The 25,543-nt window shown below is 61.7% G+C and carries 20 protein-coding genes and 5 tRNA genes; 2 read left to right on the top strand and 23 right to left on the bottom strand.

What is annotated here, in order from left to right:
* The first annotated feature begins 46 nt into the window (after positions 1 to 46).
* Positions 47 to 961, top strand: coding sequence for an NAD(P)-dependent oxidoreductase (locus tag BDD18_RS20830; RefSeq protein ID WP_142085647.1), 915 nt, complete (start codon positions 47 to 49; stop codon positions 959 to 961).
* 142 nt (positions 962 to 1,103) lie between these two features.
* On the opposite strand, the gene BDD18_RS20825 is transcribed toward BDD18_RS20830, so the two are convergent.
* The 3 genes from BDD18_RS20825 to BDD18_RS20815 form a co-directional block, all read right to left on the bottom strand.
* Positions 1,104 to 1,760: a BON domain-containing protein gene (locus BDD18_RS20825; protein ID WP_044397338.1), complete on the bottom strand. Its 657-nt coding sequence runs from the start codon at positions 1,758 to 1,760 to the stop codon at positions 1,104 to 1,106.
* The gene (locus tag BDD18_RS20820; protein ID WP_142085645.1) at positions 1,760 to 2,359 is read right to left on the bottom strand and encodes an SIS domain-containing protein; all 600 of its coding nucleotides are present in this window, start codon (positions 2,357 to 2,359) and stop codon (positions 1,760 to 1,762) included. Before BDD18_RS20820 ends, BDD18_RS20825 begins: the two co-directional genes overlap by 1 nt.
* Positions 2,360 to 2,484: 125 nt before the next feature.
* Entirely contained in the window at positions 2,485 to 2,886 is a 402-nt protein-coding gene (locus BDD18_RS20815) for a YraN family protein (RefSeq protein WP_044397342.1), read from the bottom strand.
* On the opposite strand from BDD18_RS20815, the gene rsmI reads away from it, so the two are divergent.
* A complete protein-coding gene (gene rsmI, locus BDD18_RS20810; protein WP_142085644.1) occupies positions 2,886 to 3,827 on the top strand; it encodes a 16S rRNA (cytidine(1402)-2'-O)-methyltransferase in 942 nt (313 codons plus the stop codon). The two genes, BDD18_RS20815 and rsmI, sit on opposite strands and share 1 nt — an antisense overlap.
* A gap of 133 nt (positions 3,828 to 3,960) precedes the next feature.
* Here rsmI and BDD18_RS20805 read toward each other — a convergent pair whose 3' ends face one another.
* The 20 genes from BDD18_RS20805 to BDD18_RS20710 form a co-directional block, all read right to left on the bottom strand.
* A complete protein-coding gene (locus BDD18_RS20805; protein ID WP_066699603.1) occupies positions 3,961 to 5,214 on the bottom strand; it encodes an Hsp70 family protein in 1,254 nt (417 codons plus the stop codon).
* 179 nt (positions 5,215 to 5,393) lie between these two features.
* Positions 5,394 to 5,469: transfer RNA gene (locus BDD18_RS20800), tRNA-Phe, on the bottom strand.
* 52 nt (positions 5,470 to 5,521) lie between these two features.
* A complete protein-coding gene (locus tag BDD18_RS20795; protein ID WP_142085642.1) occupies positions 5,522 to 6,202 on the bottom strand; it encodes a response regulator in 681 nt (226 codons plus the stop codon).
* Positions 6,203 to 6,406: 204 nt separating this feature from the next.
* A complete protein-coding gene (locus BDD18_RS20790; RefSeq protein WP_244939174.1) occupies positions 6,407 to 8,698 on the bottom strand; it encodes a sensor histidine kinase in 2,292 nt (763 codons plus the stop codon).
* Between the two features lie 26 nt (positions 8,699 to 8,724).
* Positions 8,725 to 9,324 (bottom strand): DUF4390 domain-containing protein, encoded by a 600-nt coding sequence (locus tag BDD18_RS20785; protein ID WP_420837345.1) that lies wholly within the window; start codon positions 9,322 to 9,324, stop codon positions 8,725 to 8,727.
* A 10-nt stretch (positions 9,325 to 9,334) separates the two neighbouring features.
* Positions 9,335 to 10,795: a 16S rRNA (cytosine(967)-C(5))-methyltransferase RsmB gene (gene rsmB / locus BDD18_RS20780; protein ID WP_142085636.1), complete on the bottom strand. Its 1,461-nt coding sequence runs from the start codon at positions 10,793 to 10,795 to the stop codon at positions 9,335 to 9,337.
* A gap of 91 nt (positions 10,796 to 10,886) precedes the next feature.
* Complete coding sequence (locus BDD18_RS20775; protein ID WP_142085634.1) at positions 10,887 to 11,423, bottom strand: LemA family protein; 537 nt, start codon at positions 11,421 to 11,423, stop codon at positions 10,887 to 10,889.
* Between the two features lie 150 nt (positions 11,424 to 11,573).
* Entirely contained in the window at positions 11,574 to 15,806 is a 4,233-nt protein-coding gene (gene rpoC / locus BDD18_RS20770) for a DNA-directed RNA polymerase subunit beta' (RefSeq protein WP_142085632.1), read from the bottom strand.
* Between the two features lie 131 nt (positions 15,807 to 15,937).
* A complete protein-coding gene (rpoB, locus tag BDD18_RS20765) occupies positions 15,938 to 20,050 on the bottom strand; it encodes a DNA-directed RNA polymerase subunit beta (protein WP_142085630.1) in 4,113 nt (1,370 codons plus the stop codon).
* Positions 20,051 to 20,339: 289 nt separating this feature from the next.
* Entirely contained in the window at positions 20,340 to 20,717 is a 378-nt protein-coding gene (gene rplL, locus BDD18_RS20760; RefSeq protein ID WP_005797571.1) for a 50S ribosomal protein L7/L12, read from the bottom strand.
* 42 nt (positions 20,718 to 20,759) lie between these two features.
* Positions 20,760 to 21,266, bottom strand: a complete 507-nt coding sequence (rplJ, locus tag BDD18_RS20755; RefSeq protein ID WP_044397358.1) for a 50S ribosomal protein L10 — start codon at positions 21,264 to 21,266, stop codon at positions 20,760 to 20,762.
* A gap of 233 nt (positions 21,267 to 21,499) precedes the next feature.
* Positions 21,500 to 22,195, bottom strand: a complete 696-nt coding sequence (gene rplA / locus BDD18_RS20750) for a 50S ribosomal protein L1 (protein ID WP_015012232.1) — start codon at positions 22,193 to 22,195, stop codon at positions 21,500 to 21,502.
* Positions 22,196 to 22,627 carry a 50S ribosomal protein L11 gene (rplK, locus tag BDD18_RS20745; protein WP_044397362.1) on the bottom strand — a complete coding sequence of 144 codons (432 nt, stop codon included), beginning with the start codon at positions 22,625 to 22,627 and terminating at the stop codon, positions 22,196 to 22,198.
* A 129-nt stretch (positions 22,628 to 22,756) separates the two neighbouring features.
* A complete protein-coding gene (nusG, locus tag BDD18_RS20740) occupies positions 22,757 to 23,350 on the bottom strand; it encodes a transcription termination/antitermination protein NusG (RefSeq protein WP_066698573.1) in 594 nt (197 codons plus the stop codon).
* Entirely contained in the window at positions 23,347 to 23,733 is a 387-nt protein-coding gene (gene secE / locus BDD18_RS20735; protein ID WP_066698575.1) for a preprotein translocase subunit SecE, read from the bottom strand. Before secE ends, nusG begins: the two co-directional genes overlap by 4 nt.
* Before the next feature lie 90 nt (positions 23,734 to 23,823).
* A tRNA-Trp gene (locus tag BDD18_RS20730) sits at positions 23,824 to 23,899 on the bottom strand.
* A gap of 13 nt (positions 23,900 to 23,912) precedes the next feature.
* Positions 23,913 to 25,103 carry an elongation factor Tu gene (tuf, locus tag BDD18_RS20725; protein WP_044397365.1) on the bottom strand — a complete coding sequence of 397 codons (1,191 nt, stop codon included), beginning with the start codon at positions 25,101 to 25,103 and terminating at the stop codon, positions 23,913 to 23,915.
* A 74-nt stretch (positions 25,104 to 25,177) separates the two neighbouring features.
* A tRNA-Thr gene (locus BDD18_RS20720) sits at positions 25,178 to 25,252 on the bottom strand.
* A 54-nt stretch (positions 25,253 to 25,306) separates the two neighbouring features.
* Positions 25,307 to 25,380, bottom strand: a tRNA-Gly gene (locus tag BDD18_RS20715).
* A 55-nt stretch (positions 25,381 to 25,435) separates the two neighbouring features.
* Positions 25,436 to 25,521, bottom strand: a tRNA-Tyr gene (locus tag BDD18_RS20710).
* Between the last annotated feature and the right edge of the window lie 22 nt (positions 25,522 to 25,543).

The raw sequence follows: 25,543 nt of genomic DNA, 5'->3' as shown, positions 1-25,543 counted from the left end.
CCGTTCGCAAGGCAGGCGCTTTTTCTTTGACCTCCCGAGCCACACCATGCCCAGCACCAACCCACGCTCTTACGAATCCATTGCCAGCCGCAAAGTCGCTTTCCTAGGCCTCGGGGTGATGGGTTACCCCATGGCTGGGCACCTGGCCCTGGCCGGCCATGAAGTGACCGTGTACAACCGGACTGCCGCCAAGGCCGTGGCATGGTGCGAGGAATTTGCCGCCTCCCCGGCGCCGCGCAGTGCGGCTACGCCGCGAGAAGCAGCCACCGGCGCCGATATCGTTTTTTGCTGCGTCGGCAACGACGACGACCTGCGCTCGGTCACGCTGGGCACTGACGGCGCATTTGCAGGCATGAAGCCCGGTGCCATCTTTGTGGACCACACCACTGCCTCGGCCGAGGTGGCGCGCGAGCTGTATGCCGCCGCGAAGACGCAGGGCTTGCAGTTTGTCGATGCCCCCGTCTCGGGCGGCCAGGCCGGTGCACAAAACGGCATGCTGACGGTGATGTGCGGAGGTGATACCGACGCATTTGCCGCAGCGCAACCTGTCGGCATGGCGTTTTCGCGCGCCTTCACCTTGCTGGGGTCCAGCGGCGCCGGTCAGCTCGCCAAGATGGTCAACCAGATCTGCATTGCAGGCCTGGTGCAAGGGCTTTCCGAAGCCATTGCGTTCGGGCAGAACGCCGGGCTCGACATGAAGCAGGTGCTGGATGTGATTGGCAAAGGTGCCGCCCAGAGCTGGCAGATGGACAACCGTGGCAAGACCATGGTGGACGACAAGTTCGATTTCGGCTTTGCCGTGGACTGGATGCGCAAGGACCTGGGGCTGGTGCTGGATGAAGCCAAGCGCAACGGCTCGCGTCTGCCTGTGACTGCGCTGGTGGACCAGTTTTACGCCGACGTTCAGAAAATGGGCGGCAACCGCTGGGACACGTCCAGCCTGATCAAGCGGCTCAAGTAAAGATCAGCCCTAAGGAAGGCCCGCGCTGAACTTCCCTCCGTGCGGAGCCTGCAGGCACACCATCACGGAGGATGTGTGCCTCTCCCAAAGATGAAATCACGTTCGCCGCCCTCAGAGGCCAGTGAACGCGTCTCTCAAGCGATCAGTTGCGGGGAGTCGACGCAGGGGGTGCGTCTTGCACCACTGGGGCTGGAGTGATGTTGCGCAGTTCTTCTTCGGTCAGCATTTCAAACACGCGCACCACCTTGCTCACACCGCTCACGCCGCGGGCAATCTCGGTCGCACGCTGCGCCTCGCGCGGGGTCACACGCCCCATCAGATAGACGACGTTGCGCTCAGTCACCACCTTGAAGGCGCTGGCAGACAGGTCTTTGGCGTCCACCAGGCTGGCGCGCACCTTGCCGGTGATGAAAGTATCGTTGGAACGCTGCCCCAGGCTGGTGGGCGGCATCACCGCCAAATCATTCACCACCGAGCGGACGTTCTCAACCCCCAGCACCACTTGCTCGACCCGTTGGCGGTCTTGAGCACTGGGCACTTCACCGGTCAGCAGCACCTGGCGGTTGAAGCTGGTCACGTTGACGTGACCACGGTCGCCCAGCAGCTCACTCAGGCGGTTGGCCGAGCGCAGCTCGATGCCCTCGTCTTCCACCTGCGTGCCGGTGGTACGGCGGTCCACCGCCATCATGGTGCCCACCACGGCGCCGCCCACCACCAGGGGGGCACAGGCCGACAGGCCGGCAGCCAGCGCAGCGGCGGCCAGCAAAGAACAAAGGGTGCGGTTCAAGGTCTGCTTCATCAAGAAATCTCCTGGTCACCAAGTAATTGGGCGTCCACGCCATCGCTGATGCAATGCAGCACCAGGGCATGCACCTCGCGCACGCGCGCAGCGCGGTCGTGGGGTACGTTGATCAACACATCTGTCTCGCGCAACACGGCTGCCAAACGGCCTCCGGTGCGGCCCGACAACACGATCACGGTCATGTCGCGCTCATGGGCGGCTTCTGTGGCCGCCAGCAAGTTGGCGTCGTTGCCCGACACCGACAGCGCTAGCAGCACATCGCCCGCCTGGCCCAGGGCCCGCACCTGCCGGGCAAACTGCTGGGAAGACATGTCCAGCCCACTGGCCGAAGCCGTCAACAGCGTGCTGTCTGCCGTCAGCGCCATGGCCGCAAGCTCGGGCCGGTCGCGTTCAAACCCCGCCACACAAAACGCAGCAAACTGCTGCGCTTCGGCGGCAGAGGGGCCGTTGCCGCACGCCAGCACTTTGCCACCGCTGGTCACACAGGCCAGGATGGCATGGACGGCGGCGGCGATGGGTTGGCTCAAGACCTGCGCCGCTTGGTATTTCAGATCGGCGCTGTCGATGAAGTGTTGTTGGATGCGTTGCTCAAGCATGAGGGCCCGATGATACCCGCCGCTTGTTATCGCTTTTGTAGCAAAGGGTTGCCTCGCAGCAAGCCCCAGAGCCGGGAGCCAGCGCAGAGATGCGCGGTGCGCGCCACAGCATCTGCCATGCGGGATTACTGCGCATCAAAGGCCGCCTTGATCCACTGCACCTGTCCCTCGATCAGGACCGCATCGAAGCGGCATGGCGGAGGCGACGCGTAGCGCAGCAGGTAGTGGCGCGCGGCAAACACCACCCGCTGCTGCTTGATTGCACCGATGCTGGAACCGGCACCGCCAAAGGCATTGCTGCTGCGGCTGCGCACTTCCACAAACACCACCGTACCGCCACGTTCGCGCAGGATGAGGTCGATCTCGCCCCCTCCGCGCCCTGGCGTTCGATAATTGCGCTCCAGCAACTGCAAGCCTTGCGCCTGCAGATACGCCAGCGCCTGGTCTTCGGCAGCATTGCCGCGCTGGCGGGTGGTGGCGTTTGCCACAGCGCCCGTGGGGGCGGGCCTTTTTCCAAGGAATTTCATTGAGCGCATCTTTCGCAACAGCACTGGCCGCCGCACGCGATGCGGCCGCCGCGCAGCATTATCCGCAGGGCGCCCTGTACGTCGTCGCCACGCCCATTGGCAACCTGGCCGACATCACCCTGCGCGCGCTGCACGTACTGCAACTCGCAGACACGGTGGCCTGCGAGGACACGCGCCACACCCAGGCGCTGCTGCGGGCCTACGGCATCGATAAAAGCACGCACCAGTTGCTGGCCGTGCACCAGCACAACGAGGCAGAAGCCGCCCAGCAGGTGGTGCAGCGGCTGCAGCAAGGGCAACGTGTGGCGTATGTGAGCGACGCAGGCACGCCCGGCGTGAGCGACCCCGGCGCCCGGCTGGTCCAGGCCGTGCGCGAGGCAGGGCTGCGCCCGGTGCCGCTGCCAGGAGCCAGCAGCATCACCACGGCCTTGAGCGCGGCGGGGGCCGTGGCCCACAGCGCCGAACAGGGGGGTTTTGTGTTTGCAGGGTTCCTGCCCGTCAAGCAAGCCGAACGCGCCGCTGCAGTGCAGGTGCTGGCGGGCGAGCCGCGCTGCGTGGTGCTGCTGGAAGCCCCGCACCGCATCCAGGAGCTGGCGCAGGCGCTGGCCCCGCTGGGCGAACGGCCTGTGACCCTGGCCCGCGAACTGACCAAGCAGTTTGAAGAAATCACCACCCAGCCCGCCCACGCTTTGACGGCCTGGCTGGAAGGAGGGGCGCAACGCGCACGGGGAGAATTTGTGGTGCTGCTGCACCCGGTGGTGGTGGCCAGCGATGGCAATGGCGAAAGCCTGCGCGTGCTGCGCCTGCTGCTCAAAGAACTGCCCCTGAAAACCGCTGTGCGGCTGGCGGCCGAAGTGACCGGTGCATCGCGCAACGCCCTGTACGACACCGCGCTGGAATGGAAGCGCAACGCCGATGGCGAAGGCGACCACAACGCTTGAGGGAGACAGGCGCACGGGCAGAGCCCCATCGGCAGGCGCGCGCCGGTCAGCTCAATGGCCGATGAGGTTTTAAGCAAAAAGCGGTTCTAACACTTATCCAGAAAGCGCAAGCAGCTTCTCTTTTGATAGCAAATCAAGGGGCCACAGCCAACCCCATGGCCACGCCCCCGAACAAGTCTCCCTCCACCTGGGCGGTGTCGGGAAACGCTTTGCGCAACGCGTCGCGCAAAGGCCGTAAAGCCGACGAGCCCCCGGTGAGATAAATCGCATGCAGGTCTGCCGCCTGCAGACCTGCCCGCTGCAGGCACTGCTGAGCACAAGCCACAACCTGCGCCAGCGGGCCGTCCAGGTGCTGCTCCAGCCCCTCGGGCGTCACGCAGGACGCCAGCGCGGGTTCGATCCAGTCCAGCGGGATGGGCGCATCCGCATGGCTCACCGATGCGGCGATCTTGGCCTGCTCCATGGCGTTGGCCAGCTTGTGACCCAAGCGCTCGTTCAGCACCGTCATCAGACGCGTATGCAATCGCTGGTCGGCGTAGTCAGTGCGCAAAGCCTGGGCGTCGCGCAGCGCCTTGGGTGAGTAAAGCCACTGGATCAGATGCCAGGTGGACAAGTCAAAAAACACCCGGCTCGGCACCTCCCGCCCGCTCGGCCCCAGGTGCCGAAAACCCAGCAGCGGCATCAGCAGCTCCAGGCTCAGGCGGCGGTCAAAGTCCGTACCACCCACGTGCACGCCGGTGGTGGCCAGCACATCGGCCAGGCGGTCAGCGCGCCCCATGCGGCCCGGGCCCAGGCGCACCACCGTGAAGTCCGAGGTGCCCCCGCCAATGTCCACCACCAGCACCACCGCCTCGTGGTCGATGCGCTGCTCGTAGTCCAGCGCCGCCGCAATCGGCTCGGGCTGGAAGGAGATGTTTTCAAAGCCTGCATCCACAGCGGCCTGGCGCAGCGCATCTTCGGCCTGCTGATCGCGCACGGGGTCATCATCCACAAAATGCACCGGGCGGCCCATCACCACACGCCCCGGCATACCGCCAAGATCGGCCTGCGCCTTCTGGGCCAGCATGCGCAGGAACAGGCTGATGACGTCCTGGTAGCTGATCAACTGCTGGTGCACCGCCGTCTTGTCCTGCAGCAGCGCGCTGCCCAGCAGGCTTTTGAGCGAACGCATCAGCCGGCCTTCAGTGCCTTCCAGGTACTGCGCAATCGCATCCCGCCCAAAGTGCGTGCGGTGCTCTTCCGCGTTGAAGAACAGGGCGGTGGGCAAGGTGCGGGCATCGCCTTCGAGCGAAATCATGCGCGCTGCGCCTTGCCCCTGGCGCACGGACATGGCCGAGTTGGAGGTACCGAAGTCGATGCCGAGGGTGACGTCTTGCAGGAGAGCCATCTTGAAGCGGGGGAATGCAGACCAGCGCGCCAATTGCGCCGACCTGAAGCAGTTTGAAAACGGAAACGTGTGCGGCAAGCGCCACGATTGCGAGCGCTTTGAAGGGTGGCTTGGATCGAAGCACCAGCCGAAGGCGCAATGCAAAAAGCCCCTGACCAGAGATCAAGGGCTTTTTAATTTGGTGGCCTGGGACGGAATCGAACCGCCGACACAAGGATTTTCAATCCTCTGCTCTACCGACTGAGCTACCGGGCCTGAGCCTCAAATTATAACCAGAGAATTTCCAGCAAAACGGAATTTCTGAAAATTAATTGCGCTTGCCGCGCCCCAAGTCCACGCCGAGCTGGCGCAGCTTGCGGTACAGGTGGGTGCGTTCCAGGCCTGTTTTCTCGGCCACACGGGTCATGGAGCCGCCTTCACGCGCGAGATGAAACTCGAAGTACGCCTTTTCAAAGCCATCACGCGCTTCTCGCAACGGACGATCCAGATCAAAGCCCTGGTGTGCATGCGGGCCGGGATCCACGCCCACAGGCACGGTGATGGCAGCGAATGTGGTCACGTTCGGATCCACCGACGCCTGCATGACGGCGGGGGCTGCCGCGGCAGGAGCGGCCGGGCGCGCGTGGTTGCGTGCCAGCCCCTGCTCCACCGCCTTGAGCAGCTTCTGCATGGTGATGGGCTTTTCCAGGAAGGAGAAAGCGCCAATGCGCGTGGCTTCCACCGCTGTGTCGATGGTGGCATGGCCACTCATCATGATCACAGGCATGGTCAACACACTGGCGGCGGCCCACTCCTTGAGCAGGGACACGCCATCGGTGTCGGGCATCCAGATGTCCAGCAGCACCAGGTCGTACTGGTTGGCGAGGCGGGCCGCGCGGGCCTGCGTGGCGTTTTCCGCCAGGTCCACACTGTGGCCCTCGTCGTTCAGGATTTCAGACAACAGGTCGCGAATGCCAAGTTCATCGTCGACCACCAGAATATTTGCCATGTGTATAGAAGCGCCTAGGAATGCTGCCGTGCGGTAACGATGGGACTCTCTGCACAGCTTCTTTTGGGCGGGAGTCTGGACTGCAGCCCGGATGGGCTGTGCCGAGGCCACGATCCGTTGGCGCCATGCGCAAGCACCGGTGCCAACTTCCCGACCACCCGAGGTGTGCACTAACACAGTCCGCAGGAGTTGTGCGGAGGGTGACTAAGACACCACCGCGGTTTCTGGGGCAAATGATAGCGACACTTGCGCGCCGCGCAACTCGCCGTTTTCCATGCGGTTGGACAGATCAATGCGGGCGCCATGCTCGTCTGCGATCTTTTTCACCACCGCCAAACCCAAGCCTGTGCCCCGGGCCTTGGTGGTCACATAGGGCTCGAAGGCACGCTGCAGGATGTGGGCAGGAAAGCCCGTGCCGCTGTCTGAAATGCTGAGCCGCACCCGCCCCGAGGACTCGCTCAACCGGGTCGAGATGCGAACGAAAGGCTCTGTTTCCTTGCCCTCTGCCCGTGCCTGCATGGTGGCGTCCTGGGCGTTTTGCAGCAGGTTGTGCACGACCTGGCGCAGCTGTTGCGCATCGCCTGCGATGCGAGGACAACGCGGGTCCAGCTCGGCTTTCACGGGGACTGACGCGTTTTCTTCGCCGTACAGATGCAGCACATCGGCGATCAAGGCATTGAGGTCCAGGGGCTGCAGCTCTGCCGCTGGCAGCCGCGCGTAATCGCGGAACTCGTTGACCAGGCGCTTCATCGCATCGACCTGGTCCACGATGGTCTTGACCGACTTGGCCAGGATGGCTTGTTCCGCAGGCGGCACCTTGCCCGACAGCTTCATTTCCAGGCGTTCGGCAGACAGCTGGATGGGGGTCAACGGGTTCTTGATTTCGTGTGCAAGGCGGCGCGCCACCTCGCCCCAGGCCTGTGCACGCTGGGCGGAAACAATCTCTGAAATGTCGTCAAAAACCAACAGTTGCGCGCCATCGGGCAGCTCCGCACCCCGCGCCACCAGGCTGGTCGCGTGCTGCCCCGCACCAGCAGACGATGCATGCAACTCGAAAGGCTGCTGCCAGTGGTCCAGCCCGTGGCGGTCGCGGTCACCAAAAAACGCCAGGAAATGCCGCTCCACGGCTGCCGCAAAATCAGCCAGCCCAGGCACTTCGGACAATGGTCGGCCTTCGTACGCCGCCATGGGTGCTCGAAGAATGCGGGTGGCGCCGGGGTTGGAAGAGCGGATGATCCCGCCCTCCCCCAGCACGATCACCCCGGCGGTGAGGTTGTCCAGAATGGTTTGCAGGTTCGAACGGGCAGCATCGACCTTGACCATGCTTTGCTCCACCGCCGCCCGCGCATCGGCCAGCTGCTGCGTCATCATGGCAAATGACCGGGTCAAACCACCGAGCTCATCCTTTCCCTGCAAGGCTGCTTTCGGGCTGAGGTTGCCCGCAGCCACTTCACGAACGCCTTCGGCCAGCACCAGCAACGGGCGCGCCAGCTGGTTGCCCAGCAACACCGCCAGCAGCACCGCGCCAAACACCGCCAGGAAGAGGCTGAGCGTGAGCGTGCCCACATACATGCGGCGCAGGCCGCCGCGCGCCAGCGCACGCTCTTGATACTCGCGGTTGGCCTCCTGGACCTCGATGGCGTTGGACACCAGCGCGGGGGGCAACGGCAAGGTGGCTTGCAAAAACCGGGGTTCGGTCAACAGGCCCAGCCCCGGGTTGGTGACCAGCACCAGCACTTTCACGCGGGCCATCTGCACGGCGTTGGGGTCGGCAATATCGTCCAGCCCCTCGATCTGGGTGACAGCGCGCTGCTCACGCACCGAGCGCAGCAAGGCGGCGCTGGGCCGCTCGGGATTGAGACTGAAGCGGGACTGCCCCGCGCTGCCAATCGGCTGGCCGGCGGCATTCCACAGCACCACATCGGTGGCGCCCAGCTGGTCCCGGATTCGCTCCAGCGCCAGCCCCACGGTGGCCGATGAGCCCTGGGCCACCTGGGCACTGGCCGTGCGCGTCTTGGCGGCCATGTCGGCGGCCTGTGACTCCAGCGACACCCGAGCCAGGTTGACCCCCGCCACCAGCGCGCCTTCCACCTTCACGTCAAACCAGCTTTCAATCGACCGCGTGACGAACTGGTACGACACCACATAGATCAGCACCCCCGGCATCAGCCCCACCAGCGCAAAGATGGCCGCCAGCTTGACCAGCAGACGGCTGCCAAAGCGCCCCTTGCGCAAACGCAAAAGCAGCCGGGCGCCAATCCACACCAGCACCCCCAGCAGCAGTGCCGCCACCAGCACGTTGACGCCAAACAGCCATGCGTAGTTGCGCTCGTACAGCGCCCGGTTGTTGGTGGCGAGTGTGAGCAGGAACAGCAGCACCAGGCCGATGGCCGTCATGGTGGCGGCGCCCACGCCCACAGCCCAGCGCACGGCAACCGAGGCGCGACTGGCGGCTTCGGCGGAGGCGGATCGGGGGGCGGAGGAAGCGTCTGGCACAGCAGGCATTTCAGAAAAAGGCGGGATTAAGGCTGCGTGCGCGAAGGCAGCCGCTGGCTGCGGAACACCAGCAGGTTCCAGTCCGAGCGACCCACAGCACCAATCTGCAAGGGCCGCGGCAGCTGGGACATGTCCAGCCGGAAGCGCAACTGCACCGTGTGCGCGGCGTTGGGCTCCAGCACATCGGCATCCCCAATGCGCCAGCGAATCACCCGCCGCATGGCGGACAGGGCTTCGTCCAGCTCGTCAAAATTCTGCCCCAGCACCACGCCCAGTCCGCTGTTGGTGAACGGCACCGAAGAGGTGCTGAGTCGCCAGCGGCGCGTGAGCGGCTGGTAGCTCAGGCGCAGGTAGCGCGTGGCTTCGGCCACCACCCGGTCTGACCAATACCAGCGGTCGCGCCGAACCTGGGCCTCCATCACGAAAAACATGGGAATGCCTTTGTGCAAGGCATCCTCGGCCAGATCGGGCAAGGTGAAATCAAACGACGCGCCCAGGTAGAGGCCGTCTTCTGCACGCTCTATTCGCAAACCCTGCGCCTCGCCAGCGTCCTGCTGCGCAAAAACAGCTGCGCCGGGGGCCCACCACAGGGCCCAGCAGCACACGACAAAGCGCAGCCAGCGAATCACCAGGGACTCAATGGGCCGATTTTTGCAACAGGGCGTAAAAGAAACCGTCGTGGTCACCTGCCGGATTGTCCCGGACAGGCCCGGATTTTTCCCCCACTCCTGGAATTAAATGGCCTGGTGAGGGCAGCAACTGGGCGTTGGTGTTGTGTGCAAGAAACGTTTGGATCTGCAAGTCGCCCTCGGCCTTGAAGACGGAGCAGGTGCAGTACAGCAGGCGCCCGCCCGGCTTGAGCAACGGCCACAGCGCTTCCAGAATCTGACGCTGCAGTTGCGCCAGCTGCGCCACATCCGATTCGCGCCGCAACCAGCGCACGTCAGGATGGCGGCGCACGATGCCCGAGGCGGTGCAAGGCGCGTCCAGCAAGATGGCGTCAAAGGGGGTTCCGCCGCACTGCGACTGCCACCAGTCCTGGGGGCGCGACGCATCGGCCACCAGCACCTGCGCCGACAAGCCCAGCCGCGCCAGCGTGTCATGGATGCGCGCACTGCGCTTTTCATCCACCTCCAGCGCCGTGACCTGCAGCGGCGAGCCCGCGGGCGCATGTTCCAGCAGATGCGCAGTCTTGCCACCCGGCGCAGCGCAGGCATCCAGCACGCGCAAGGGCTGCGTCAAATCCAGCCCTTGCAGCACCAGGGGCGCCGCCTGCTGGGCAGCAGCGTCTTGCACCGACACCCAGCCGTCAGCAAACCCAGGCAGCACTTGCACCGGCACGGGCTGTGCCAGCTCCAGGCCCTGCGGCCCCACCACTTTTGCTTCTAAATTGATAGCTGCTAGCGCTTGCTGGTATTGCGCCAGAGTGCATTTTTGTTGATTGACCCGCAACGCCATGGGCGCATGTGCGTTGTTGGCCTGCAGGATGCGTTCCCAATCCGCCGGATAGTCTTGCCGCAACCGGCGAATCCACCAGGCGGGGTGGTTCCAGCGCGCAACGGGGTCGCCATCGGTGGAGGCCACCAGTGCATCACGCTCACGCAAAAAGCGGCGCAGGCAGGCGTTGATGAAGGAGGCCTGCCCCCGCGTGGCCTGGCCGCGCTTGGCGGCTTCTACCGCCTGGTTGACCAAGGTGAAGGGCTCATAGGGCGCGGCCTGCGGGTCCCACGCCAGCGCCAGCGCCGTGCACAGCAGCGCGTCTGCCGCCGGGGGCGGCTTGCGGGCGACGAGCTGGCTGCGCAGTGCATCGGCCCGACCCAGGTTGCGCAGCACCTGGAACAACAGCGCCTGCACACCGGGGCGCAGACGCGGTTCCACGCCCTCGATCACCGCCGTACCCGACTGCCCTCCGCGAATGCCCTGCAACGCCTGGCACACCAGCATCAGCTGCTGCCACAAGGGCACGCCGGTGCCCGCAGGCGCTGCAGACGCTGGCGCACCGGACGCTGCGGCGGGCGAGCGCGAAGCGGCGGCCTGGGCACGCGGCGCCGCAGGTCGGGGGGAGGGTCGGGCGGGGCGTGGGGCAGAGGGGTTCATCAAGGAATCCAGTGACAAGTCAGCACGCAGCAGTGTGCAACAGCTTCAAAAAAGAGGGGCGGTCAGCTCGCCGGTAGCGCCAGAGGCGCCGCTACCTTGGACCAAAGCCACAAACCTGCGCCAACACGCTGGCGGGGAACTGGCCAATGGCCGCTTGGTATGCCTGCATGGCGTCCTCCGCATTGCGCGCGGCGATGGTGGTCACGGCCTGCAAATCGGCAGCCTGCGCACGCCAGGGCGCCATCTCTGCCCCCTCGGTGCCGCCAGCGTTGGCCAGCATGTCGGTTCCAGCCGCCAGCAAGGCGCGGCAAGCGTCCCATTCCGGGTGGCTGGGCAGGCGCTCCCCACCCCGCGCCTGGGCGGCCACCAGGGCTGCTTCCAGCACCTGGCTCGCGTGCTCCAGCCGCTCATTCACCGCCAAGGCAGCGCTGTCTGCCAAATCAACAGCTTGCGCCGGGGCGGCTGCCCGCCAGGCCTGTGACATCTGCACCCAGCGGCGCAGCACCTCCTGCCACTGGGTATCAGCCGCTTGCGCTGCAGCCCTCAGGCGCACCAGGCGGTTGTAGGCGCCCAGCGCCCAGAACACCATCACCGCAACCAAGATCCAGAACAGGGGGGACGACCACATACAGGGCACAAACAAGGCAATGCGCGGCCCTGGCGGGCCATGGCACCAACAGCCAAAGCACAGAGAAAAAGAGAAAGACGGTTCCAATAAAAAACGCTCCCGGCCCACCTAGCGGCAGGACGGGAGCGCTTTCAGACAAAGCCCAAGGGCTTAGTCGGCAGCGGCGTCAGACGCGGAAGCGCTGCTCTCCACCTCGGAGTCGTCGGCAGTCGCGGCCATTTCGGCGGCTTCTGCTTCGGCAATGGCGCGGCGCTCGGCGTCGTCCATGGCTTCCTTGGCCTTGCGCGCCTGGTGGTAGGCCAGACCCGTACCGGCAGGAATCAGGCGACCCACGATCACGTTTTCCTTCAGGCCGCGCAGCTCGTCGCGCTTGCCCATGATCGCCGCTTCGGTCAGCACGCGGGTCGTTTCCTGGAAGGAAGCCGCAGAGATGAACGAGTCGGTCGACAGCGATGCCTTGGTAATACCCAGCAGCACGTTGGAGTACGTGGCAGGGATCTTGCCTTGGGCCTGCAGCGCATCGTTGGTGTTGAGGATCTCGGAACGCTCGACCTGTTCGCCGGCAATGTAGTTCGACTCGCCAACGTTCTCGACCACCACACGGCGCAGCATCTGGCGAACGATCACCTCGATGTGCTTGTCGTTGATCTTCACGCCCTGCAAGCGGTACACGTCCTGCACTTCGTCCACGATGTAGCGCGACAGCTCTTCGATGCCCAGCAAACGCAGGATGTCTTGTGGGTCGGCGGGGCCGTCCACAATCGATTCGCCCTTGTTGACCACCTGGCCTTCGTGCACCAGGATGTTCTTTTCCTTGGGCACGAGTTCTTCCCACACCTTGCCTTCGGGATCGGTGATCTGCAAGCGAACCTTGCCCTTGGTTTCCTTACCGAAGGAGATGGTGCCGGTCATTTCTGCCAGCGTGCCCTTGTCCTTCGGCGTACGGGCTTCGAACAGTTCGGCCACACGGGGCAGACCGCCGGTAATGTCGCGGGTCTTCTGACCTTCGACAGGGATACGGGCCAGCACTTCGCCGGGGCCCACGTCCTGGCCGTCGCGCACCTGGATCAGAGCGCCCACCTGGAAGCCGATCGTCACCGAGTGGTCGGTGCCGGGGATCTTCACTTCCTGGCCTTGTGCGTCGATCAGCTTCACCTGTGGGCGAACGACCTTGGCAGCGCCACGGCGCTTGGGGTCGATCACCACCAGGGTGGACAGGCCGGTCACTTCGTCAACCTGCTTGGCGACGGTGAGGCCTTCTTCCACGTTCTCGAACTTCACCTGACCGGCGAATTCGGTAATGATGGGTCGGGTCAGCGGATCCCAGTTGGCCAGAATCGTACCGGCCTTGATGGCCTGGTCGGCCTTCACGGTCAGCGTCGCACCGTAAGGCACCTTGTGGCGCTCACGCTCGCGGCCATGCTCGTCCTGGATGATGATTTCACCCGAACGTGCAATCACCACCAGCTCGCCCTTGGTGTTGCTCACGTAGCGCATCGTGGCATTGAAGCCGATCACGCCGTTGGACTTGGCTTCCACGCTCGAAGCGATGGCAGCACGCGAAGCGGCACCACCGATGTGGAAGGTACGCATGGTCAGCTGCGTGCCGGGTTCACCGATGGACTGGGCAGCGATCACACCCACGGCTTCGCCGAGGTTGATCAGACCGCCGCGGCCCAAGTCGCGGCCGTAGCACTTGGCGCACAGGCCGTAGCGGGTTTCGCAGGTCAGCGCAGTGCGCACCTTCACTTCGTCCACGCCCACAGACTCGATCTCTTCGATCAGGTCTTCTTCGAGCATCGTGCCGGCAGGCACCAGCACCGAGCGGTTTTCGGGGTGCAGGATGTCTTCCGCAGCCGTGCGGCCCAGGATACGTTCGCGCAGCGATTCGATCACTTCACCGCCTTCAACGATGGCGCGCATCAGCGAACCATTGGCAGTGCCGCAATCCTCTTCGGTCACGACCAGGTCCTGCGTCACGTCCACCAGACGGCGGGTGAGGTAACCGGAGTTGGCGGTCTTCAGCGCCGTGTCGGCCAGACCCTTACGGGCACCGTGGGTGGAGATGAAGTACTCCAACACGTTCAGACCTTCGCGGAAGTTCGCGGTGATAGGCGTTTCAATGATCGAGCCGTCTGGCTTGGCCATCAGACCCCGCATACCGGCCACCTGACGGATCTGGGCTGCAGAGCCGCGGGCGCCGGAGTCGGCCATCATGTAGATGGAGTTGAAGGACTCCTGGTCCACTTCCTTGCCGTGGCGGTCTACCACCTTCTGCTTGGACAGCTGGGCCATCATCACCTTGGAGACTTCGTCACCGGCCTTGCCCCAGATGTCCACCACCTTGTTGTAGCGCTCGCCCGAGGTCACCAGACCGGAGGCGTACTGCTGTGCAATCTCCTTCACGTCCTTTTCGGAGCGCTCGATGATGCTGGCCTTTTGTGGAGGCACCAGCATGTCGTCGATACAGATGGAGATACCAGCGCGTGTGGCCAGACGGAAACCGTTTTGCAGCAGCTTGTCGGCGAACACCACCGTTTCCTTCAGACCGCACTTGCGGAAGGACACGTTGATCAGGCGCGAGATTTCCTTCTTCTTGAGCGCCTTGTTCATGTACGAGAACGGCAGGCCCTTGGGCAGGATCTCGGACAGCAGTGCACGGCCCACGGTGGTTTCCACCAGCGAGGTCGAAGGCACGAATTCGCCCGTTTCCTTGTCCTTGGTCCACTCGGTCATGCGCACGGTGATCCGGGCGGCCAGTTCCACTTCGCCGGCGTCCAGAGCGCGCTGCACTTCACCGGTGTCAGCAAACACCAGGCCTTCGCCCTTGCCGTTGATACGGTCACGGGTGGCGTAGTACAGGCCCAGCACCACGTCCTGCGAAGGAACGATGGAGGGTTCGCCCGAAGCAGGGAACAGCACGTTGTTGGAGGCCAGCATCAGCGTGCGGGCTTCCATCTGCGCTTCCACCGACAGCGGCACGTGAACAGCCATCTGGTCACCGTCGAAGTCGGCGTTGAAGGCCGCGCAAACGAGGGGGTGCAGCTGGATGGCCTTGCCTTCGATCAGGATGGGCTCAAAGGCCTGGATACCCAAACGGTGCAGCGTAGGCGCACGGTTCAGCATCACGGGGTGCTCTTTGATGACCTCTTCCAGAATGTCCCACACCACGGGGGTGCCGGATTCGACTTCCTTCTTGGCGGCCTTGATCGTCGTCGCGATGCCCATGGCTTCGAGGCGCGAGAAGATGAAGGGCTTGAACAGCTCCAGCGCCATCAGCTTGGGCAGACCGCACTGGTGCAGCTTGAGCGTTGGGCCCACGGTAATCACGGAACGACCGGAGTAGTCCACGCGCTTACCCAGCAAGTTCTGGCGGAAGCGGCCCGACTTACCCTTGATCATGTCAGCCAGGGACTTCAGTGCGCGCTTGTTGGCGCCGGTCATGGCCTTGCCACGGCGGCCGTTGTCCAACAGCGAATCGACAGCCTCTTGCAGCATCCGCTTTTCGTTGCGGGCGATGATTTCAGGGGCCTTCAGCTCCAGCAGGCGGCGCAGACGCGAGTTGCGGTTGATGACGCGGCGGTACAGGTCGTTCAGGTCGGATGTGGCGAAACGGCCGCCGTCCAGCGGCACCAGCGGACGCAGGTCCGGCGGCAGCACGGGCAGCACTTCCAGCACCATCCACTCGGGCTTGATGCCCGACTTCTTGAACGCTTCCAGCACCTTCAGGCGCTTGGCGTTCTTCTTGACCTTGACTTCGGAGCCGGTCAGGTCGCCGCGCAGCTTCTCGATCGACAGGTCGATGTCGATGGATTCAAGCAGGTCCTTGATGCCTTCAGCGCCCATCTTGGCGATGAATTCGTCGCCGTATTCCTTGCGCTTGGCGTCGTAGTCGTCCTCGGACATGATGCTGAACTTCTTCAGCGGGGTCATGCCGGGGTCGGTCACCACGTAGGCTTCAAAGTACAGCACGCGTTCGATGTCGCGCAGGGTCATGTCCAGCACCAGGCCCAGACGCGATGGCAGCGACTTCAGGAACCAGATGTGGGCGCAAGGCGCGGCCAGATCGATGTGGCCCATGCGCTCGCGGCGCACCTTGGTCTGCGTGACTTCCACGCCGCACTTCTCGCAGATCACGCCGCGGTGCTTCAGGCGCTTGTACTTGCCGCACAGGCATTCGTAGTCCTTGATAGGACCAAAAATCTTGGCGCAGAACAGGCCGTCGCGCTCGGGCTTGAACGTACGGTAGTTGATGGTTTCGGGCTTCTTCACTTCACCGAAAGACCACGAACGGATCTTCTCGGGCGAGGCCATGCCAATGCGGATGGCGTCAAAGTGCTCATCCGGCGTGAATTGCTTGAACAGGTCGAGTAGCGATTTCATGTGACTCTTTCCTTTTCGTCAAAAATCATAGCTACCAGCGCTTGATACACGGGGCTTTGGATGCTTAAACATACGCAAAGCCTTTATTAACAAGCGCTAGCAGCTCACTTTTTTAATAATCCCGATCCTGTTCAGGAGCGTTCGAGTTCGATGTCCAGGCCCAAGGAACGAATTTCCTTGACCAGCACATTGAACGATTCCGGCATGCCGGCTTCGATGGCGTGTTCGCCCTTGACGATGGATTCGTACACCTTGGTACGGCCCACCACGTCGTCGGACTTCACGGTCAGCATTTCCTGCAGCACGTAGGCGGCGCCGTACGCTTCCAGCGCCCACACTTCCATTTCCCCGAAACGCTGGCCACCGAACTGCGCCTTACCACCCAGCGGCTGCTGCGTGACGAGCGAGTAGGGACCGGTCGAGCGGGCGTGCATCTTGTCGTCCACCAAGTGGTGCAGCTTCAGGTAATGCATGTAGCCGATGGTTGTGGGACGCTCGAAGCGGTCACCCGTGCGGCCATCGTGCAGATAGGCTTGCGTGCGGGTAGGCGTCAGGCCCTTGCGCTCGGCGATGTCGTCAGGGTATGCAATCTTCAGCATGTCCTTGATTTCTTCTTCCGAAGCGCCGTCGAACACTGGCGTTGCATAAGGCACGCCGGCGGTCAGGTTCTGCGCCATGGCCAACAGGTCGTCGTCCGACAGCTGCGACAAGTCTTCCTTGCGGCCACGCGAGTTGTAGACCTCTTCCAGGAAGGCGCGCAGCTCAGAAGCCTTGGCTTCTTGCTGCAGCATGTCGCCAATGCGCTGACCAATGCCCTTGCCAGCCCAGCCCAAGTGGACTTCCAGCACCTGACCAATGTTCATCCGCGAAGGCACGCCCAGCGGGTTCAGAACGATGTCGGCAGGCGTGCCGTCGGCCATGTAAGGCATGTCTTCGACGGGAACGATCTTGGAGACCACACCCTTGTTACCGTGGCGGCCGGCCATCTTGTCACCAGGCTGCAGGCGGCGCTTGACGGCCAGGTACACCTTGACCATCTTCAGCACGCCAGCAGGCAGCTCGTCGCCTTGCGTGAGCTTCTTGCGCTTTTCTTCAAAAGCCAGGTCGAAGCTGTGGCGGGTTTGCTCCAGCGCGTTCTTGATGGATTCGAGCTGGGTCGCGACTTCGTCCTCTGCGGGGCGGATGTCGAACCAGTGGAACTTCTCGACCGAGGCCAGGTAGGCCTTGTCGATCTTCGTGCCCTTGGCCAGCTTCTGTGGGCCGCCGTTAGCCACGCGGCCAGTCAGCAGCTTTTCGATACGGTCAAACGCATCGGCTTCCACAATGCGCAGCTGGTCGTTCAGGTCCAGACGGAAGCGCTTGAGTTCATCGTCGATGATCTGCTGGGCGCGCTTGTCGCGCTGGATGCCTTCGCGGGTAAACACCTGCACGTCGATCACGGTGCCCGACGAGCCCTGGTCCACACGCAGCGAGGTGTCCTTCACGTCCGAAGCCTTCTCACCGAAGATCGCGCGCAGCAGCTTCTCTTCCGGCGTGAGCGTGGTTTCGCCCTTGGGCGTGACCTTGCCGACCAGCGTGTCGCCAGGCTGCACTTCGGCACCCACGTAGATGATGCCGGACTCGTCCAGGCGGTTCAGTTGCTGTTCCGACAGGTTCGGAATGTCGCGTGTGATTTCCTCGGCACCCAGCTTGGTGTCGCGGGCCATCACAACCAGCTCTTCGATGTGGATCGAGGTGTAGCGGTCTTCAGCCACCACGCGCTCGCTGATCAGGATCGAGTCTTCGAAGTTGTAGCCGTTCCAGGGCATGAACGCGATCAGCATGTTCTGGCCGATGGCGATTTCGCCGAAGTCGGTCGAGGCGCCGTCCGCAATCACATCGCCCTTGACCAGCTTGTCACCCTTCTTGACGATGGGGCGCTGGTGGATGTTCGTGTTCTGGTTGGAACGCTGGTACTTGATGAGGTTGTAGATGTCCACACCCACTTCACCGGCCACCGCTTCAGCATCGTTCACGCGCACCACGATGCGGGTGGCGTCCACGTAGTCCACCACACCGCCACGGTTGGCCGTGACCACGGTGCCGGAGTCCACAGCCGCCACGCGCTCAATGCCCGTACCCACCAGGGGCTTCTCAGGACGCAGCACAGGCACCGCCTGACGCGACATGTTGGCGCCCATCAACGCGCGGTTCGCATCGTCGTGCTCCAGGAACGGAACCAGCGAGGCCGCCACCGACACGATCTGTGCGGGCGACACGTCCATGTACTGCACGCGGTCTGCGCCGCACAGAATGGATTCACCCTTTTCACGGGCAGACACCAGATCACCCGTCAGGCGACCATCCTTGTCGAGCTGCGCGTTCGCCTGAGCGATCACGTACTTGCCTTCTTCGATGGCCGACAGGTAGTCGATCTCGTTGGTGATCTTGCCGTCCACCACGCGACGGTAAGGCGTCTCAATGAAGCCGTACTCGTTCAGGCGGGCGTACAGAGCCAGCGAGTTGATCAGACCAATGTTGGGACCTTCAGGCGTTTCGATAGGGCAAACGCGACCGTAGTGGGTCACGTGCACGTCACGCACTTCAAAGCCTGCGCGCTCACGGGTCAAACCGCCTGGGCCCAGAGCGGACACACGGCGCTTGTGCGTGATTTCGGCCAGAGGGTTGGTCTGGTCCATGAACTGCGACAGCTGCGATGCGCCGAAGAATTCTTTCAGAGCAGCCGAGATCGGCTTGCTGTTGATCAGGTCATGGGGCATCAGCGGCTCTTGCTCAGCCTGACCCAGACGTTCCTTCACAGCCTTTTCGATACGCGCCAGGCCAGTGCGGTACTGGTTCTCAGCCAGTTCGCCCACGCAGCGCACGCGGCGGTTGCCCAGATGGTCGATATCGTCCACCTCGCCACGGCCATTGCGCAGATCCACGAGGATCTTGACCACGGCCAGGATGTCTTCGTTGGACAGCACCATGGGGCCTGTGGATTCGTCGCGGCCGATCTTGGCGTTGAACTTCATGCGGCCCACGCGCGAGAGGTCGTACGTGTCGGGGTTGTAGAACAGGCGCTGGAACAGGGCCTGCACGGCGTCTTCCGTCGGCGGCTCGCCGGGGCGCATCATGCGGTAGATGGCCACGCGCGCAGCGAACTCATCGGCCGTTTCATCAATGCGCAGGGTTTGCGAGATGTAGGCGCCTTGGTCGAGTTCGTTGGTGTAGATGACTTGCAGGTCACGCACGCCAGCGGAGCGCAGTTTCTTAAGCAGGGCTTCGGTCAGCTCTTCGTTGGCCTTGGCGATGATTTCGCCGGTGTCCGCATCCACAATGTTGCGGGCCACGACGCGACCAATCAGGAAGTCTTCGGGCACGCTGATGTGGGTCGTGCCGGACTGCTCCAGCTCGCGCGTGTGGCGCGCGGTGATGCGCTTGTCCTTGGCGACGACGACCTTGCCACTCTTGTCAGTGATGTCAAAACGGGCAACTTCACCCTTGAGGCGATCGGGCACAAACTCCATTTGTGCGCCGCTGTCCATCAGGCGGAAGTTGTCGTTGACGAAGAAGTTGGCCAGGATCGACTCGGGGTTCAGGCCAATGGCCTTGAGCAGCGTGGTGACGGGCATCTTGCGACGACGGTCCACGCGGAAGTACAGGATGTCCTTCGGATCGAATTCGAAGTCCAGCCACGAACCACGGTAAGGAATGATGCGGGCGGAGAACAGCAACTTGCCCGAGCTGTGCGTCTTGCCCTTGTCGTGCTCGAAGAACACGCCTGGCGAGCGGTGCAGCTGGGACACGATCACGCGTTCCGTGCCGTTGATGATGAACGAGCCCTTGTCAGTCATCAGGGGCACTTCGCCCATGTAGACCTCTTGCTCTTTCACTTCCTTGACCACTTTGGACTGCGAAGTCGAAGACTCGCGGTCATAAATGATGAGCTGCACCTTGGCACGCACGGCAGACGCAAACGTCAGACCACGGGTCTGGCATTCACGTACATCAAAGGCAGGCTTGGCCAAGTTGTACTCAATGAACTTCATCTCCACAAAACCGTTGTGAGAGACGATAGGGAAAGCTGCGTCGAAAGCGGCCTGAAGCCCTTCGATGGTTCGTTTCTGGGGGGGCGTATCAGCCTGCAAGAAAGCGGTGTACGCATCCTTCTGCATCTGCAGCAGGTAAGGAACTTCGAGCACGCTATCGCGGCTGCCGAAACTTTTGCGAATTCGCTTGCGTTCGGTGTAAGAATAGGCCATGAGATCTCCGGGCAAAGACATGAGTCCTGGGTCTTCGACGACTGACCCGCAAGGTGCGTTCCTGTGCGGGCTTGGCGGTTGGCCACTACCAACCATGGCGGACGGCGATGCGTTGCACATCACCCGAACCAAGGTATCTTCTGCTGTCGGGGTTGTCAGAAGACACTCGAAAACCTGGGCTGTTTGCAAGGCCCTTGAATGAAGAGCCAAGCCGGTTTTCGAGTGCGCTCTGAAAGCGCCAAAGGCTGGAGGCCCTTGAGGAGCACTCCAGCCCTTGAAAGGAACCGAATTACTTGAGTTCGGCCTTGGCGCCGGCTTCCACCAGCTTCTTGACAGCGGCTTCGGCATCTGCCTTGGCAATGCCTTCCTTGACGTTCTTGGGAGCGCCGTCCACCAGGTCCTTGGCTTCCTTGAGGCCCAGACCAGTGATTTCGCGCACTGCCTTGATGACGGAAACCTTGTTGGCGCCAGCATCGGTCAGCACCACGTTGAATTCTGTCTTTTCTTCAGCAGCAGCAGCGCCAGCGCCACCACCAGCGGCAGCAGGAGCAGCCATGGCTGCAGCGCTCACGCCAAACTTCTCTTCAATGGCCTTCACCAGGTCATTGAGTTCCAGGACCGTCATGCTGTCGAGAGCGGTCAGAAATGCGTCTTTATCGAATGCCATTTTGATTTCCTAACAATTGGTTAACACGTGACTGCACTGCTATCAAGCAGCGGCAGTTTCGCCTTCGCCTTTTTTCGCCGCCAAGGCACCCAACACCACTGCGGTGCGGGAAATAGGCGACATAAGCAAGCCACACAACTGGGCCAGCAACACTTCCTTGGAAGGAATGTTGGCCAGTTGCTTAACGCCGTTGACATCCAGGGCCTTGCCACCGAAAGCACCGCCGCGAATCACCAACTTGTCGTTGGTCTTCGCGAAATCGGCCACCACTTTGGCGGCGGCCACGGCATCTTCGGAGAAGCCATAGATCAGGGGACCAGTCATCTGGTCGGCCACCACGTCAAACTGGCTGCCAGCCACAGCACGGCGGGCCAGGGTGTTCTTCAGAACACTCAGGCTCACACCCTTGCTGCGTGCTTCAACGCGCAGTTTGGTCATGTCGGCGACCGTGATGCCACGGTATTCCGCGATCACAAGCGTTTGAGCTTTTGCGGCGAGGCTGGTCACTTCAGAAATGACCGCTTCTTTCTCACTGCGATTAAGACTCAAGGTCTACTCCTTCATTTGCGCAATCAGGTTTTCACCCTCATGCACGCTCTTGTTGCAGCGACCAACTGTTTCGGAACGAATTCCATCTGCAGCGGGATCGCCATCTGCGTTGGCCCTCTAACGGATTAAGTGCAGCAGCGCACACCAACGGTCTTGGATGGCCTGGGAGTTCTTGTGCAGCACTCCCAGCCCACCACATCGGGCCTCGCGAAAGACCCGAAGATTTCTTGCAATTACGCTGCGATGGACTGTGTGTCCACGCGGACGCCAACGCCCATCGTGGAGGAAACAGCCACCTTGCGCAGGTACAGACCCTTGCTCGAAGCAGGCTTGGCCTTGTTCAGCGCGTCGATCAACGCAGCCAGGTTACCCTGGAGCTTTTCGTTGTCGAACGAACGGCGACCAATGGTGCTGTGCACGATACCGGCCTTGTCGACACGGAATTGCACCTGACCCGCCTTGGCGTTCTTCACAGCCGTGGCAACGTCTGGAGTCACTGTGCCAACCTTGGGGTTAGGCATCAGGCCACGTGGACCCAGAATTTGACCCAGCGTACCCACCACACGCATCGCATCTGGAGCAGCAATCACCACGTCGAAGGGCATGTCACCGGCCTTGACCATGGCGGCCAGGTCGTCCATACCAACCACGTCAGCGCCAGCAGCCTTGGCTTCTTCAGCCTTGGCACCTTGTGCAAACACGGCAACGCGAGTTGTCTTGCCTGTGCCGTTGGGCAGCACCACAGCGCCGCGCACCACTTGGTCAGACTTCTTGGCGTCGATGCCGAGCTGCACAGCCACGTCGATGGATTCATCGAACTTGGCAGTAGCTGCTTCCTTCACCAAAGCCACGGCATCAGCGAAAGCGTACAGCTTGGTGCTGTCTACCTTGCCCTGCAGGGCCTTTTGCTTTTTAGTCAACTTGGCCATTTACAAACCCTCCACCGTCACGCCCATCGAGCGAGCAGAACCAGCCAGCGTGCGCACAGCGGCGTTCACGTCAGCAGCATTCATGTCCTTCATCTTGGTCTTGGCGATCTCTTCGAGCTGTTCGCGTGTGATCTTGCCTACCTTGGTCTTCAGCGCGTTGGAAGAACCCTTTTCGAGCTTGATGGCCTTCTTGATCAAGGTCGTCGCTGGAGGCGTCTTGATGATGAAGGTGAAGCTCTTGTCGGCAAACGCAGTGATCACCACGGGCAGTGGCAGACCTGGCTCAACACCTTGGGTCTGGGCATTGAATGCCTTGCAGAACTCCATGATGTTCAGACCACGTTGACCCAGTGCAGGACCGATTGGTGGGGATGGGTTGGCCTTACCAGCTGGAACTTGCAGCTTGATAAAACCGACGATTTTCTTCGCCATGTTTTGCTCCTTGCGGGTTGTAACGCCAGTTCTCGTGCACCGTCGCGTACGGGAACCGGCTCCCCGGGGTTAACGACTCATCAAACAAATCCTCGCATTGAGCCGAAAAATGCGAGGATCACTTTCAAATCAGGTTTTTTCAACCTGACCAAATTCCAATTCCACAGGAGTCGAGCGACCAAAGATCATCACCGACACGCGCAGACGATTCTTCTCGTAATTGACCTCTTCCACCGAACCATTGAAGTCAGTGAATGGGCCTTCTTTGACACGAACCAACTCACCCACCATGAATTCGATCTTGTGGCGTGGCTTGTCAGTGCCTTCCTGCATCTGGCTGACGATTTTTTGCACCTCTTCTTCAGAGATGGGAGCAGGGCGATTCTTCGCACCGCCGACAAAACCCGTCACTTTGTTGGTGTGCTTCACCAAGTGCCAAGTGTCGTCATCCATGACCATCTCGACGAACACATAGCCCGGAAACAGTCTGCGTTCAGTTGTTTTCTTCTGGCCGTTTTTCATCTCCACCACCTCTTCGGTGGGAACGAGGATGCGACCAAACTTGTCTTGCATTCCTGCGCGACCAATACGCTCAAGAATATTGCGCTCTACGGCCTTCTCCATGCCTGAATAGGCATGGACGATATACCAGCGCAAATCAGGATTGGAAGACGCGGCAGGTGCAGAAGCAGCACTATCCACCATCACAGCATCGGTTGTCATGACTTTCTCCATCCCAAAATGAGGTCGTAAAAAACCCATTCCAGGGTTTTGTCCGTAAACCACAGAAAAAGCGCCATGATGACAACGAAGGCAAACACATAAGCAGTCATCTGCAGTGTTTCCTTGCGCGTAGGCCACACCACTTTTTTGACTTCGCGCCATGCATCACGGGCGAAAGCAACAAACTGACGACCAGGCTCGGAGATCAGGAATACGCCTGCCGCTGCCACTAGGCCAACCAGCAAGACGCCCCATTGAACATAGACACCTTGCTTTGCCAAGAAATAAAAGCCGGCAACAGCAGCAACGACCAAGGCAGCAACAGCAAAGAGCTTCGCCTTGTCTGCACCCGAACTGACGGTTTCAACCTGTGAGGCAGCCATGTTTAATATTTCCACTTCATTTCACACGGCATCACACAAGACACCGAAGCCCGCCAGATCCTGGCGGGCTTTGTTTGAGCCACATTCAAGTGGCAGGGGCAGTAGGAATCGAACCTACAACCTTCGGTTTTGGAGACCGACGCTCTGCCAATTGAGCTATACCCCTACGAACACGCTAATTAAGCAATGATCTTGGCAACCACGCCAGCGCCCACAGTACGGCCGCCTTCACGGATAGCAAAGCGCAGACCTTCTTCCATGGCGATGGGGTTGATCAGCTTCACAGTGATCGACACGTTGTCACCAGGCATCACCATTTCCTTGTCGGCTGGCAGCTCGATGGCGCCAGTCACGTCAGTCGTACGGAAGTAGAACTGAGGACGGTAGTTGTTGAAGAAGGGAGTGTGGCGGCCGCCTTCGTCCTTGCTCAACACATACACTTCAGCGGTGAAGTGGGTGTGGGGCTTGATCGAGCCGGGCTTGCACAGCACTTGGCCACGTTCCACGTCTTCGCGCTTGGTGCCGCGCAGCAGCAGACCCACGTTGTCGCCAGCTTGACCTTGGTCCAGCAGCTTGCGGAACATTTCCACGCCAGTGCAGGTGGTCTTTTGCGTGTCGCGGATACCCACGATTTCGATTTCTTCGCCGACCTTGATCACGCCGCGTTCGACACGGCCGGTCACCACGGTACCGCGACCGGAGATGGAGAACACGTCTTCCACGGGCATCAGGAAGGCGCCGTCCACCGCACGCTCGGGCGTGGGGATGTAGGTGTCCAGGGCTTCAGCCAGCTTCATGATGGCTTCTTCACCCAGCTTGCCCTTGTCGCCTTCGAGGGCCATCTTGGCCGAGCCGCGGATGATGGGGGTGTCGTCGCCTGGGAAGTCGTACTTGTCCAGGAGTTCACGCACTTCCATTTCGACGAGTTCGAGCAGTTCTTCGTCATCCACCATGTCGCACTTGTTCAGGAACACGATGATGTAAGGCACGCCCACTTGGCGAGCCAGCAGGATGTGTTCACGGGTCTGGGGCATTGGGCCGTCAGCAGCGGAGCACACCAGGATGGCGCCGTCCATTTGAGCGGCGCCAGTGATCATGTTCTTCACATAGTCAGCGTGGCCGGGGCAGTCCACGTGAGCGTAGTGGCGGTTAGCGGTTTCGTATTCAACGTGGGCAGTGTTGATGGTAATGCCGCGTGCCTTTTCTTCGGGCGCTGCGTCGATTTCATCGTACTTCTTGGCTTCGCCGCCGAACTTGGCAGACAGCACGGTTGCGATAGCAGCCGTCAGGGTTGTCTTGCCATGGTCCACGTGACCGATCGTGCCCACGTTGACGTGGGGCTTGGTACGCTCGAATTTTCCTTTTGCCATTTTTCCGACTCCGAAAAATATCTATCTCAAAACAACAGGATCTCGGCGCAACCAGAACCGGACGCACCTTCAAATGGTGCCCATGGCGGGAATCGGACCCGCGACCTCTCCCTTACCAAGGGAGTGCTCTACCACTGAGCCACATGGGCAAATCTGATCATCATAAAAACAATGACAGACGAAAAACCAAAGAACCAAAAAAGTGGAGCGGGAGACGGGAATCGAACCCGCGTCATTAGCTTGGAAGGCTAGGGTTCTACCATTGAACTACTCCCGCACTGGCTTTTCAGCCTCTGCGAAGCTCGTCAGACTGACAAGCCACTCACTAAATTTGGTGGAGGGGACTGGATTCGAACCAGTGTAGGCGTAAGCCAACAGATTTACAGTCTGCCCCCTTTAGCCACTCGGGCACCCCTCCGAAGAATTTCGAATTCTAGCAC

Origin of the sequence: Acidovorax temperans (genome assembly GCF_006716905.1) — a bacterium.
In the GTDB taxonomy this organism is placed as follows: Bacteria; Pseudomonadota; Gammaproteobacteria; order Burkholderiales; family Burkholderiaceae_C; genus Acidovorax; species Acidovorax temperans.
Note: the sequence above shows the minus strand (reverse complement) of the source record. Positions and strands in the feature narration are given on the sequence as shown.

What these genes read in the sequence shown, in the direction of transcription:
- BDD18_RS20830 (WP_142085647.1), top strand. Translation starts at nt 47, where the DNA reads ATGCCCAGCACCAACCCACGCTCTTACGAATCCATTGCCAGCCGCAAA.
- BDD18_RS20825 (WP_044397338.1), bottom strand. Translation starts at nt 1,760, where the DNA reads ATGAAGCAGACCTTGAACCGCACCCTTTGTTCTTTGCTGGCCGCCGCT.
- BDD18_RS20820 (WP_142085645.1), bottom strand. Translation starts at nt 2,359, where the DNA reads ATGCTTGAGCAACGCATCCAACAACACTTCATCGACAGCGCCGATCTG.
- BDD18_RS20815 (WP_044397342.1), bottom strand. Translation starts at nt 2,886, where the DNA reads ATGAAATTCCTTGGAAAAAGGCCCGCCCCCACGGGCGCTGTGGCAAAC.
- BDD18_RS20805 (WP_066699603.1), bottom strand. Translation starts at nt 5,214, where the DNA reads ATGGCTCTCCTGCAAGACGTCACCCTCGGCATCGACTTCGGTACCTCC.
- BDD18_RS20795 (WP_142085642.1), bottom strand. Translation starts at nt 6,202, where the DNA reads ATGGCAAATATTCTGGTGGTCGACGATGAACTTGGCATTCGCGACCTG.
- rsmB (WP_142085636.1), bottom strand. Translation starts at nt 10,795, where the DNA reads ATGAACCCCTCTGCCCCACGCCCCGCCCGACCCTCCCCCCGACCTGCG.
- BDD18_RS20775 (WP_142085634.1), bottom strand. Translation starts at nt 11,423, where the DNA reads ATGTGGTCGTCCCCCCTGTTCTGGATCTTGGTTGCGGTGATGGTGTTC.
- rpoC (WP_142085632.1), bottom strand. Translation starts at nt 15,806, where the DNA reads ATGAAATCGCTACTCGACCTGTTCAAGCAATTCACGCCGGATGAGCAC.
- rpoB (WP_142085630.1), bottom strand. Translation starts at nt 20,050, where the DNA reads ATGGCCTATTCTTACACCGAACGCAAGCGAATTCGCAAAAGTTTCGGC.
- rplL (WP_005797571.1), bottom strand. Translation starts at nt 20,717, where the DNA reads ATGGCATTCGATAAAGACGCATTTCTGACCGCTCTCGACAGCATGACG.
- rplA (WP_015012232.1), bottom strand. Translation starts at nt 22,195, where the DNA reads ATGGCCAAGTTGACTAAAAAGCAAAAGGCCCTGCAGGGCAAGGTAGAC.
- rplK (WP_044397362.1), bottom strand. Translation starts at nt 22,627, where the DNA reads ATGGCGAAGAAAATCGTCGGTTTTATCAAGCTGCAAGTTCCAGCTGGT.
- nusG (WP_066698573.1), bottom strand. Translation starts at nt 23,350, where the DNA reads ATGACAACCGATGCTGTGATGGTGGATAGTGCTGCTTCTGCACCTGCC.
- secE (WP_066698575.1), bottom strand. Translation starts at nt 23,733, where the DNA reads ATGGCTGCCTCACAGGTTGAAACCGTCAGTTCGGGTGCAGACAAGGCG.
- tuf (WP_044397365.1), bottom strand. Translation starts at nt 25,103, where the DNA reads ATGGCAAAAGGAAAATTCGAGCGTACCAAGCCCCACGTCAACGTGGGC.